Annotated in this window: 5 protein-coding genes and 1 pseudogene; 1 reads left to right on the forward strand and 5 read right to left on the reverse strand. The window is 48.9% G+C overall.

Annotated features, from left to right (window positions below; all coding sequences use genetic code 11):
* Positions 1–612: 612 nt before the first annotated feature.
* From NL116_RS02215 to NL116_RS02230, 4 genes are all read right to left on the reverse strand, one after another.
* Positions 613–6189, reverse strand: coding sequence for an RHS repeat-associated core domain-containing protein (locus NL116_RS02215; protein ID WP_494375839.1), 5577 nt, complete (start codon positions 6187–6189; stop codon positions 613–615).
* 604 nt (positions 6190–6793) lie between these two features.
* Positions 6794–7036: a hypothetical protein gene (locus NL116_RS02220; protein WP_494375840.1), complete on the reverse strand. Its 243-nt coding sequence runs from the start codon at positions 7034–7036 to the stop codon at positions 6794–6796.
* A complete protein-coding gene (locus NL116_RS02225) occupies positions 7033–7578 on the reverse strand; it encodes a glycoside hydrolase family 19 protein (RefSeq protein ID WP_494375841.1) in 546 nt (181 codons plus the stop codon). Before NL116_RS02225 ends, NL116_RS02220 begins: the two co-directional genes overlap by 4 nt.
* Before the next feature lie 361 nt (positions 7579–7939).
* The gene (locus NL116_RS02230; RefSeq protein ID WP_494375842.1) at positions 7940–8266 is read right to left on the reverse strand and encodes a phage holin family protein; all 327 of its coding nucleotides are present in this window, start codon (positions 8264–8266) and stop codon (positions 7940–7942) included.
* 475 nt (positions 8267–8741) lie between these two features.
* Here NL116_RS02230 and NL116_RS02235 point away from each other — a divergent pair, with 475 nt between their 5' ends.
* A complete protein-coding gene (locus tag NL116_RS02235) occupies positions 8742–9377 on the forward strand; it encodes a helix-turn-helix domain-containing protein (RefSeq protein ID WP_494375843.1) in 636 nt (211 codons plus the stop codon).
* 438 nt (positions 9378–9815) lie between these two features.
* On the opposite strand, the pseudogene NL116_RS02240 reads toward NL116_RS02235, so the two are convergent.
* Positions 9816–12782, reverse strand: a pseudogene (locus tag NL116_RS02240) (Tn3 family transposase).
* Between the last annotated feature and the right edge of the window lie 2 nt (positions 12783–12784).

Raw genomic sequence — 12784 nt, forward strand, 5'->3', positions numbered from 1 at the left:
CTTTGAAATCCCTTTTCTGAGGCGACCCCTAGGTGCTTGAACATATTCGGTAATTGCCCCCAGCCAAGCGCTGAGAGTGCAGGAAGCGGATAAATGCTGAGAGCGGGGTTTGAGGCGCAATGGAACAGAAAGTGCACTTAAGCCCAATGCCTGCCCGCAATCCCTTGTGCTGTCTGGGTAGTTCGATAAAACCACCGTTTTATGAAACCGTTTCAGAGATGTCCTGGGATGGCCGTGAACACTCGAAAACAGGTGTTATAAACTCGTTTCGCTAATCAAAGTCTGCAAATCTACAGTTTTTGATGAGTAAATCGAACTTTAACCAGGGCTTACGTTGGTTTTTGGGTCCATTGCTCCCCGAACCCCAACATCTCGCCGCACTTGCTCTCACCGATCAAAGACGTACAGGTGGGAAATGTGGTGGATATCAGGCCACAAAAAACAAAGTAACGCTGCTTCGAACGTCTCTGCCCACCCACCCCTCGAGTTTTTTGGTGCCTCGCAGAATAAGCGCACCGCCTTTTTTTAATAGGTGGGGTTCATGGAGCGGATACCACAAAAAGGCCGCACCCTTTCGGGGCGCGGCCTGTTACTACGATATAGCAGTGGCTATCAAGTGGCTCCCCACCAACGCCATGGTGCCCATACTCTCTTGAGACCGAGTTGCGCCCTTAGCTCATTGTTAAGACCACTGTGGCAGAACGCGTAAATTACCTCGTCCGCCTTTCCTGGCGCCTGCTCAAGCTGCGCTTGTGCCCATATCTTATTCGTCTGCCAAGGACCCTGCCCAATGTCCGTGTGGGTGATTTGAGGGGCAGGCGCTCCATTCCTTGCAGCAAGCCTCCGCATAATCCGCGCGGAATCAATATCCTCAAGTAAGAAGCGAGCGTCTGCTGCCGAAACGTGACCTTTCAAGTCACCGTGCGCGCCACTGAGTGTATGCATGGTTTTGTTAGGCCCATTAGTATACGACGACATCATTTGGCGGCGTACTCGCAGATTGTTGGTCCGAACTTTGCTTAAGTGAATAGTGTGTGGCTGACCGTTAAACGTAACTGGGTAGGCTTTAAAGCCTCCTGTCGCCGCGTTTTTTTGCAGACTTGACCGTATGTTACTGCCTTTGGCAAGTATCCCTGGAAATGAACGGGACGGCCCTGACACAGCATGCTTTCCGCCGGAGGCGGCAGAAGACAAGCCACTCGCCTTAGACCCCATAGACCCCGCTCTGGAGCCTGCAGAGATCGCAGATGACGCAGAGCCCTGACCAACCTTACTTGCTAGAGAAGGCTTGGCTGCAGCAGAACCTGCCAAACTGCCACCAAACATAGATGCTAGATCAACACCATATCCAAAGTTATCCAAGTGCGTGGCCGCTGGAGGGATGTAATAATCCCCTCTAGTCGGATCAGTTCTGGAGGCTGAGTCAGCAAGAATTACCTCCTCTGCCGCAGCTTTCAAACTCGCACCTAAGCCAGCCGCTACACCGCCAGCAATGGCCCCGGCGATAGCCCCCGCTGGTCCGCCAACAAGGAACCCTGTCACGGCTCCGACAGCCGCACCGATAAGGGCTTCTGCGATAACCCATCCCCAGCGTTTCCACCAGGGGCGGTTTAGACGCTGCTCCCAACCCCAATCATTGCCAGAGTGGTCAGAACGATTGATCGGATCCATGTCGCAGTAGTGATACCGATTAGGACCAGCCCCTCCAAAAGGGGAAATGCTATCAGCAGACCAGAATTGACGCATGATGGGATCATAAACGCGGAACCCGTCACCGAGGATGTAACAACCGGTAGCTGAGTCAATAAAATACCCTTTAAAGCCAATAGGATAGTCAAGTTGGTCGCCACTTACGTCGTGTTTACGTATTCCCTCGTCGGAATAGGAGAAATTAACCGCATTGTTACGAATTACCCGACCGTCTACATAATTGTAAACAGCATGGACTGTCCCGTCAGGAGTAGTTGCGAATAGCTCAAGTACAGGAGATTGGTTGGTTGATTTGTACACATAACGTCCAATACTAATGCCACCCACGTTAATGTAGACAGTTCGCGCAATCTCGTCACCAATGCCGCCGATCTCTCCAATCAGACCATCCGCACCGTACAATAAGCAACGAGTTCTGTTTTTGGCGATGTCGCTGATTTTTACCAATTTGCCAAAAAAATCATAGCTGTATCCTGCGATATCCGAACCGTTCTTAGAGACTTTAAGGAGTTGGTTCATCGCATTATACGTCATTACTTTATATGTATTTTGCTTTGTGTCGACATCGCTTATCGTTATAGAGGCTACATTGCCGTTATCGTCATAAGTAAAATCACGTACTTCATGGGTATCAGCGTTACTGTCCATGCTGCCGAGCTGATCACCGCGCCGTAAGAAGTCAACTGTTAGTGCCGCGCTTGGCATTTCAGTAAATATACCGCTAGCGGCAGAAAACACAGTGTCCTCATATAATGTGCTGTAAGTCCTCCAGCCTTCATTCGTTGTAGACCGCAGCAAATACTTTTTGCTAGGCGTGTATTCGTAGTTGGTGGTTACGCTACTGCGCGGACTAAATGGAGGTTGATATGCAATGGTTCGACTTTTAGCATTTCCATCATCCATGGTAACTTGATTAAAAGTTAGAGCCTCATGCTCAGCGCCATCCACCATCACACGAGTACGACGATCACTTTCGTTTCCGAATTTGTCGTAGCTAAAATAAATACGCAGTATGTCCTGGAGTGTGTTGGAGTCTGTTATGTGGATTTCCGTTGGTTTGCCGGAGCTTGAGTTTCCTCTCGCCACAGTAGAATAGGTAACCGTCGCAAAAAAATTAAGGCCTGACCCGGTAATGAACTCTTTTCTGGTCAGTCTACCAATGGAGTCATACAGACTGCTCTCCTTGCAGATCAAGACATTCCTATGGTCAAGTAACTCCATGCTTTCCAGTATGGTGGAAAATCTAGAAAAACTATTTCTTGTAGTCGCGCCTATGGCATGTACTCCAAACATAGTACTGATACTTGTAGCCGCACCAAAAGAATCGTATCCATAATTATGCGAAACTGTATCTCGAACAAGCCCTGAATTTGGATCGATCTCTCGAGTGCTGACATTGGAAATAAACTTAGAAACAGGATCATACGCAGCGGTGTGCTCTAGGGTTTTATCCTTGGCGTCGCCTGTGACATCAAAGTAAGTAAGCTGGCCGGTAATACTATTGTGTTCGAACCAAGTACTACCCCGATCAGTCTCCACAAAATAAGGTGTCTGCTCTGTGGGGGAACGGTAGCTGATGCGCTTAACAACTTTACGCATCCCTGAAGCGTCATAGTTAGGATCTCGCTGCGTAACGATACGCCCGAAATTGTCGAATTCGCGGGAGGCGTCCATTATGGTTACAGCAGCGCCTCCATTGCGACTGTAACTAGCTTGAATGCGGCTCAACTCGCTGAGGGTGGTCAATCGGTCGCCATATGTAAAGGCTGTCGTCTCTTCACCGCAAGTTTGCGTTGTCATGCGATTTAGTTGGTCATACGAGAAGGTAGTGGCAGTGCCATTTTCTGTGGCCGTGAGCACCCTTCCGTAGCCGTCGTAAATTTTTGAACTAGTGATTACGGTCTTGGTAATAGCACCCTCTGGGTAAGTCAATTGAGTTTCGTAAATATCACCGAAGTCGTTAAATTTTTGGATGTTCTTAACGTCTGGGGAGGCATCGGCGTACGAGGTTAATGTAAAAGGTGTGGCCGCTTTATCAACTTCAAAATTTAACGCCGTGCCATCAGGGTTGACCGCCCGAGTAGTACCAAACAGCCGGTGCTCATAAGTGCTGATGGCCTTCACCTGTTTAGAGGTTGAGTTGGTAGGCGAGGTACTCACATAATCAATGGCCTCATGTTGAATTACTTCCGCCGAGCCATTGCTTCTATCATATACAGTAATAGTCGCCACTTGACTAAAATCATCACTGTCTGCATGACTAATAATAACCGGATCGCCCTCATGATCATAATGCCAGCAAGTGATTTTCCCCGTGCTGGAGGTAATCTTGACTCGATTGGTGTAAAAGTTTTGGTATTCAGAAGGAGTGGATGGGGCGTCTCTGAATGCCTTGCTCCAATAACGAAAATCGTAGCTTGTGATTTCTTCATGCTGGGTGTTGGAGTGCTTCTTGATCTGCGTCAAACGACGCGTCTCATTATATACATACAAGGTATTAGAGCCCGCAGAGTCTTCCTCTTCGTACACCAACCCTGACAGAGGGCTAAATTTAGCGTGGCCTGCAAACGTAGGCTGCGCCTGTCCAGTTGCCCAAATATATGACGTAGACTCTACAATCCGCATGCCCTGATAATTACTAACTGCCCATGAAATAGAAGTTTTATTTTCCACTCCATTGGAGGAGGACGATGTCTCGAGAAGGGTGCCTAACAGTAGAGGGGTTGATATATCAGTGGTATAGCGATAATTGGCTATTGTAACGTCGTTAATTATGTCGGCCTTTTTAAAGGTCATCGAAGTTGTTACGGTATTTCCGTTATCGAGAGGATTCGTGTAGGGCATGCCTACCACTGTGCTGTAAGTATAATTCTCGGTTTGATTTCCACCAGTTGGTACTTGCAACCCCGGTTTAGGGCGAATCGTTTTAGTGTGTAGAAACCTAACGAAGTCAGGACTAGGCGGGCAGCCTGCAATCTCAGTTGAATTTTTTGGGTAGTATGTGTACTCCTCAATTATTCCGGATGGGAGGCTTTGAGTGAGCAAGTTACCGTATTCATCAAAAGTGCGACTAGCTTGATTGCGACGAGACGTGATTTGGCCAGTTGAGACAATGACTTCCTCATGATCAACGGTCATCACAGTCCAGCGAGCAAAGTTAGCAACCTGTGCAGAAATGCCCCCGTTAACGATAGGATAGCTGTATTGCGTCACAACACGCTGAATAGTCTCCCTACCAGATCCGACTTCTTCTGTAGTGGTAGAAACGGGCAAATGAAATCGATTGTAGGTAGTAATGACTCGAGACTTGGCATGTGCGGCCGTTACGGTATAAGTGTAATCCTCTGCCAGTGATGCACAATTGTCCGCCATGGCAATCATAGCGCGGCCGGCCTGATAGCCTGTGAAGTTGTTGGGGCCGCCGTAACTATAGTTTACGGTGCTGGATACCCTCTCTACGCCACCTGCCAGAGAGCCTGTCTGCACTTGAGTGCCAACAGAGAAAGTCTGCGTATCTGAGAAGTTCAGATCCTCCTCCAGTGACACACGGATAAATTGCCCTGTTGGCAGGGCGACTTTTTTGATAATAGCGCCAGCAGGACAGTCAGCATCGTCAGGATCGTACGAAAGGGTAACCCACCGACTCATGTCATTCGGCAAGCTGATTCGCTTAATGTAGATATTGTTATTTGTGCCGCTCCCCACGCTGGTAGCACCTAAAACAACCCGGGTGGTGATGGTCACCCCGTCAATTTGTTGTTGGATGTCCATAAACCGTTCGGAATCATCACTGGTTGGGTCTTTGTAAACTGAGGCGGTAACCCAATTAATACTCTCATCGTCTTCAATTCGGGTAATGATGTCTGTATTTAACCAAGGGTCGCGCGCGACGGTAAACTTAAGTCCATGACCGGATTCCGAGCGCATTTCTTTAATACGGCCTTGAGAGTCGTAGTATTCCACAATGCCGTTGATGTGGCTTACTTGGAATCCTTGGTGCTCGACATCTGAAGTAAAAACAGATTCAATCTTTACATCCTGTTCTCGATGAGCCTCCAATGACGCTGAGTTGTCGCTGATAGTTCGGCTACTAACCCCCATCAGATTGTCAACCAATCCACTAGCAAAGTGTATGCGCCCAGCCCCGTTTGGGGACATCATGGGCAAGTTTAAACCGAACTGACACTTTACGCTTTGGTCTGCTGGATCAACAGTACCGTAATACTGGGAAATACCCAAGGACATTGTATAGTTAAAAGTAACGGGAGCCGAAAACCCACTGCTAACCGTACCGAGGATAACATTTGACTCAATTCGACCAGTTCTGGCATTGAAGTCAAAATCAAAATTACCGCCAGAAGCTTGAGTGTAGATATCACTTACACTAGTCATGGCATGCTTTACGTCATCCTGCATAGGGGCAGCATTAGTTTCAGCGTCTCCTTTAATTTGAGAAAAATAGCCTTCGTTATTGCTCATGATTTATTTCCTGATTTAGAATTACTTGTTTACCTAAAAAATATAGCTAGCTTGCAGCTAATATTTAATGAGCACAGACAGAATATCCTGAGCGAATGACTTGTCTGATCGAAAGTCTGAATTCAGACCATTATTTATGGAGTTGTACGAAATCGATTAAATGTCTGAATTTGTAAAGTCGCCGCCATCACCGGATAGCCCAGGCACAGGCACAGGCACAGGCACAGGCACAGGCGCAGGCACAGGCACAGCACCGTCCCGGAACGGTCAGGTGTTGCACCTAGTTTTTGCGGCCGCCTTTATAGATGAAAACCACCGAATCGAACGAGCTTCATAAATATCATTCTGATAAATTTAATATGTGCTCTCTCTGTTGAAAATACTCCAACTTTATTGCACACTTATCTGCTTCTGCGGCGATCGAAGTAAGATCTGATTTAATCTTTTGATGAAATTCGGTGACGTCCGTTCCATCGACCATGCTGCTGGTGGCAAAGGACGAGAGCATTCGATCGGAAGATAACTTGGAATTGGCTTCGTTTGGCATCCTAGTAGAGTTAGTATTAACGGGGTAAGTATCATTATTCTGGATGGCATTTTTTAACTACTGGTACTTTCGGCTCTCTAGTTCTATAAGATTTTTTTCAAGTTCGAGTTTACGAACATTAACAGCAATAATCTCTTTGTTTAAAATGGTTAGTTGTGTTGCTTTTTCATCGGTATGGGTTTTATTGATGTCGGCGATCTGTCTTTCACAACTGTTTTTTTTCCAGTTCCATGCCCCGGCGGCCCCCATTCCAAAAGCAACAGCAACTACAATGTTGAGAACTACTACAGTTGGCGTCATTGGTTCAAAACGAAAAGTGCTTTATCATAAAAAAACTTACGTTCAGATAAGCCATTAATTCCGCCATTTATGCGTCGGGTAATGGTTTCGAGGTCGCCCTTGTCTGCCAAAAAATTTAGGCCATTTGCCGACCAAAACCACGCAGCTGCAGTTGCTGCATAACTTGGCTGTTCGAGCAGTTCTGGATGCTTAACTAAATCAATATCCAAAGCCTCGCCACAATTTAGGTAGTTTGTATAACCTGTAATTTGTATCAGTCCTCGCCCGCAGTATTTTCCCCCATCACCATCAGGCGCAGCTGTGTTTCCTAGGCGTTTGGCCAGTGAGCCAGTATCGTATTTTTTAAAATACAAACTATTGCCGATTTCTCGCAGATAACGGAGTTGGCCTGACTCGTGCCTTATTTGAGCAATAAACGCTGCGATACGGAAATTAGAGAGAATTGAATATTGAAGCATCGCTTTATTCAAAAGAGGAACATATAAGTCTGCTACGCTCTCTGACTTAGGTAATATCTTCAGTAGTTGAAATTTGTCGATCATTAAACACCTCTGTTATTTTTAAACTGCAACTCAATGCGCTCCAGTCTCTCTTTAATCAATAGATACTGTGACCTTGAGTTAATGTTTTTTGCATTCGAGAAATTTAAATTCTCAACAGGCGGATTACTATTTGCTTGCTTAATTAGGTTTTGGTTTCCAAGGTTAATTCATTCTGGCAGCACCTGGACTTTATCTATTGCTGCTTCTGTGTTTTTCAGTCGTTCAAAGTCATTTCTTAATGGGCTGATGTGTGTGTTTTTGTGATGTGTCAATTGAAATATATCCAGCAAGTAAGGTGTCGCGCGCTAATTACTTGGGCGGTTAGTGCGCGATACCTTTTCCTTCGCAAAAAGTTGTTTTCCTAATCATGCATTTTGCCTTCAGATATGTTTAATTTTTTATATATGTAAGACTGCAAAATTACTATTGAGGCATCTGCACCTAGCCAGCCACATAGGCCGGTTACAATCCCTGAAAGTTCCGAGTTAATTCCCATGGATCGGCAGCCTAGCAATATCAAATAACCTGCGAATGCAGCCCCCACACCTTGCAATACAGTTTCTCCAATTCTAATAGGTTTATTTGCGCCAAGCTTTCGCATCATATGGCCCAAAACCCCGCCTATTGCGGCAATTAAAACATACCCGCCAGAGCGAGTCAGTTCGGTTAAAAAATCATTATCTTCCATGCTTATACCGTTAAAATTATAAAGAAGGCTGGATGCCATCCAGCTAATGGCCTCCGCAAAACCTATGGATGAATTAAGCCTCAGTAGTCGTCTTTGATAATTACTGTTGGCTTTTTTAGTTGGCAGTATCTAATGGAGCGTTAACCTATTTCGAATATTTATAAATTTGTTACGTGCCGCGAACTTTAAATCTGTTTTTTTAAAAAATAAACCCGCTGTCTGAAAAAGTAGCCGCTACCCCATAAAGTGAAATCTAAAAATATCTTAGGGCGACTGTATAAACTCTGTGGATAGCAGTCGCTGCATGCGCAGTTTATGAAATTCCGGTCAATATTTTTATTGGTGCTGGAACATGCTTTGCGGGGAAATATGTTTCGGGGGGTTTCCTGCGGCTCTGATTTAAGAGTCGCCCTTGAATTCGCGCTTGATCTAATGTCGCATTAGGCTCTCTAATAATGTAGAGCGATGCAGTGTGATGCCAAAAAGCCATCTAGGTAGTTTTGAAAGTTATAGTAATAAGCTTAAATGCTTGTGTGATTGGATTGAAGTTAATGGAGAGCGAAAGTGCGCCAATCCAGGCGATAATTTAAGCCTTTCAGATGAGTGCTCATTGGTTTATTTAAAAGCTGGAAGCTGGACGCTTAACGTTGGGGGCGATCGTATTTATGCATTCCTAAATGCTGGAGGAGTAAGTTTAATTCCGTCATTTCCCTTAATTATAAAGATGCCGCCAGTAAATTACGTTGTTAATTCTCGGTCGATATATTACGATGTGCCTTTGGTTTCGGCGCTATCTAAAATAAAAGACATGGCTGTATTGGATGATATTGTTAGGCTTTGGTCTTTTGATTTTTTAATGCTTACTGCCAAATGGTATGATCAATCGCGCGACAATAGTTACCGGAAAATAAAAAGATCGTTGGAGCTTTTAGATGATTTGCCTGCGATTATAAAGGAGGAGGATAGCGCTATCTCATTTTTAATTAGTACTACCGGTGTTTCGCAGTCTCACTGCTTGTCTATAATGAAGTCATTAAAGACCGGTGGGTACATTGAGCTGGATGCAGGGTGTTTAGTTAAAATACACACACCTCTTCCAAATAATTACTGAGCTTCTAATATTGCTATGCTATTGGCCGGCGGCAACACCTGACTTTTCCGGTGCGGTGCTTGTTGTGGTCATTGTCACAGCAGGGGTTGGTTACGCAATAATAGAAGTGAGGGACTATTTATGGTGCTCCTTGTTCTCCGAGTGTTGGCTTTGATTGAATATTGCCCCAGGGCTGGTTGCTGTTTTTTGCTTCAGCAACTGTGGATAAGGCCCAAGACTCCGAGTAGAGATCCAGCTGAACACTCATTTTTTGATTTGGAGTTCGTATAACTCTTAAGTCGCGCGACGTCGTGATCCGCGCCGGATCGACTACGTTTGCCGTGTTGCACGTTATAGTCGCAAGTCATAGAGTATTTGCGACATAACCTGCGACAGGTAACAGCATGATCCAAACCTCTTCTACCCGGGGAGCCTACAGAATTCGGAAAAAATCGTACGCTAAGGTTTTCCGACCTGCCGTAGCGGCCTGAATTTACCGTCTTCCAGCTTGCGGCTCTGTCGCCAGACATAATCGCCGGTCAGGTTGATGTGCTCCCAGCCCAACGGCGAAAGGTATTGATACAGGTCGGTATTCACCGGCTTTCCGGTGACAGTCAGCCCTTGGGTGGCTCGTTCCAGGTAGACCGTGTTCCACAACACAATAGCGGCGGTCACCAGGTTGAGTCCGCTGGCTCGGTAGCGCTGCTGTTCGAAGCTCCGATCCCTGATTTCACCGAGATGGTTGAAGAACACCGCCCTAGCCAAGGCATTGCGAGCTTCTCCCTTATTCAAACCTGCATGCACGCGACGACGCAGCTCGACACTTTGCAGCCAGTCCAGGATGAACAACGTGCGTTCAATCCGGCCCAACTCCCGCAGGGCAACGGCCAAGGCGTTCTGACGCGGATAGCTGCCCAGCTTGCGCAGCATCAATGAGGCGGTAACGGTGCCCTGTTTGATCGATGCGGCCAAGCGCAGAATCTCGTCCCAGTGAGCGCGGACGTGCTTGATGTTCAACGTGCCACCGATCATTGGGCGCAGTGTCGGGTAGTCCTGGACACTGTTCGGTACATACAGTTTGGTCTCGCCCAGGTCGCGGATGCGCGGCGCAAAGCGAAAGCCCAGCAGGTGCATCAGCGCGAAGACGTGATCGGTGAAGCCCGCCGTGTCGGTGTAGTGCTCCTCGATCCGCAGATCTGACTCGTGACACAGCAGTCCATCGAGTACATAGGTAGAATCCCGTACACCGACATTCACCACGCGAGTGCTGAATGGTGCGTATTGGTCGGAGATGTGGGTATAGAACAGCCGCCCAGGTTCGTTGCCGTACTTCGGGTTGACGTGCCCCGTGCTCTCGCCTCGACCGCCTGCGCGAAAGCGCTGGCCATCGGAGGATGAGGTAGTGCCATCTCCCCAGTTAGCCGCAAAGGCATGGTTGAACTGGTTGTTGACCAGTTCGGCCAGTGCCGCCGAGTAGGTTTCGTCGCGGATGTGCCAGGCTTGCAGCCAAGACAGCTTGGCGTAGGTCATGCCCGGACTCGATTCGGCCATCTTGGTCAGCCCGATGTTGATGGCATCGCCGAGAATCGCCGATAGCAGCAGCGTTCGATCCTTGGTCTGGGCACCATCCTTCAGGTGGGTAAAGTGACGGGTGAACCCTGTCCATTCATCCACGTCCATCAGCAGTTCGGTGATCTTAATGCGTGGCAGTAGCTGACTGGTCTTGTCGATCAGCGCCTGGGCTGTGTCCGGCACCGCCGCATCCAGCGGCGTGATCTTAAGTCCGGACTCAGTGAGAATCGCGTCGGGGAGTTCGTTGTCCTTGGCCAGCTTGGCGACGGTCGCCAGTTGCTGCTCCAGCAGCTGCAAGCGCTCCTCCAGGTACTGATCGCTGTTGGGGTTGATCGCCAATGGCAGCGCCTGTTCCTTCTTGAGTGCGGCAAACTTCGCAGGCGGCAGCAAGTAATCTTCAAAGTCACGGAACTGCCGTGATCCCTTCACCCAGATATCGCCGGAGCGCAGCGCGTTTTTCAACTCGGACAAGGCACAGATCTCGTAGAAGCGCCGATCAATACCTTCCGGCGTGATCACCAGTGGTTTCCAGCGCGGCTTGATGAACGCAGTCGGTGCGTCAGTGGGCACCTTGCGCAAGTTATCCGCGTTCATCTCGCGCAGTTGCTGGATGGCATCCAGCACGCGTTGTGCTGCCGGTGCTGCCCGCAGTTGAAGCACCTCCAGAAAGGCCGGCGTGTAGCGGCGCAGCGTTTTGAAGTTCTAGCTGACCAGGTGCAAATGGTCGAAGGCTTCGGGACGGGCCAGAAGTTCGGCGTCGGTCACACTCTGGGCGAACTCGTCCCAAGGGAGCACCGCCTCGATGGCAGCGAACGGATCGTCCCCCGACGCTTTGGCTTCCAGCAAGGCTTGGCCAATCTTTGAATACAGCCGCACCTTGTCGTTGATTGCCTTGCCCTGTTTCTGGAACTGCTGCTGATGCTTGTTCTTGGCGCTGCTGAACAGCTTGACCAGGATGCGGTCGTGCAGGTCCACCAGTTCATCGGTCACCGTCGCGGTGCTTTCCAGCACCACGGCCACCAGAGTGGCGTAACGCCGTTCGTTCTCGAACTTGCCCAGATCCTGAGGTGTCATCTGCCCACCTTCACGGGCCAGCTTGAGCAGGCGGTTCTGGTGAATGTGCCGGTCGAGACCTTCAGGCAGGGCCACCAATTGGAATATCTTCAGCCGCTCGATGTGCTCCATCATGTGCCGCGAATTCGGTTTCAACGGTGACTGCCGCAGCCAGGTCAACCAGGTGCTGTTGCTGCCTGCTTTGAGGGTCAGCAGCTCGTCGAGCTTGTTGCGATGTTGTTGATTTAGCGGCTCGATCAAGGCGCGGTAAACCCTTCGGTTAGCTCGCGCCACGGCTTCGGAACAGGCCCGGTCGATCACTGCCAGGGTGGGCAAGATCCGCCGTTGCTGACGCAGACTCTCCAGGGCCTGACCGGCCAGTAACAGGCCCTTGTCGGTCTGCTGGGCCAGGTCGGTCAACTCGCGTACCAGAGCACGAAAGTCTGACAACCCGAACGGCAGCAAGCCAAGGTAGGTACGCAGCTCTTGGGCATGTTCACGACGGGTGACATCACGCTCACCGTACTTCGCCCAACTTTCGGGGGCCGCTTGAACATGTCGGGCCACCCACTCAATAACCGGATCGGGTAGCACGCTGTCGCTGGCCAGCGCGTAACCGGGGTAGCGCAGCAGGCAGAGCTGCACCGCAAAGCCGAGGCGATTGGCATCCCCCCGGCGCTGACGGATCAGCGACAGGTCGGACTCGTTGAAGGTGTAGTAGCGGATCAGGTCATCCTGGCTGTCCGGCAGCGCAAGCAGCGTATCGCGCTCAGAGGCCGAGAGTATCGAGCGACGCGGCATGT

Source organism: Pseudomonas sp. FBCC-B1667, from assembly GCF_059133255.1.

Excerpts from the sequence above, each read along its gene's own strand:
- NL116_RS02220 (WP_494375840.1), bottom strand. The coding sequence starts at position 7,036 with ATGACGCCAACTGTAGTAGTTCTCAACATTGTAGTTGCTGTTGCTTTT.
- NL116_RS02230 (WP_494375842.1), bottom strand. The coding sequence starts at position 8,266 with ATGGAAGATAATGATTTTTTAACCGAACTGACTCGCTCTGGCGGGTAT.
- NL116_RS02235 (WP_494375843.1), top strand. The coding sequence starts at position 8,742 with ATGCCAAAAAGCCATCTAGGTAGTTTTGAAAGTTATAGTAATAAGCTT.
- NL116_RS02215 (WP_494375839.1), bottom strand. The coding sequence starts at position 6,189 with ATGAGCAATAACGAAGGCTATTTTTCTCAAATTAAAGGAGACGCTGAA.
- NL116_RS02225 (WP_494375841.1), bottom strand. The coding sequence starts at position 7,578 with ATGATCGACAAATTTCAACTACTGAAGATATTACCTAAGTCAGAGAGC.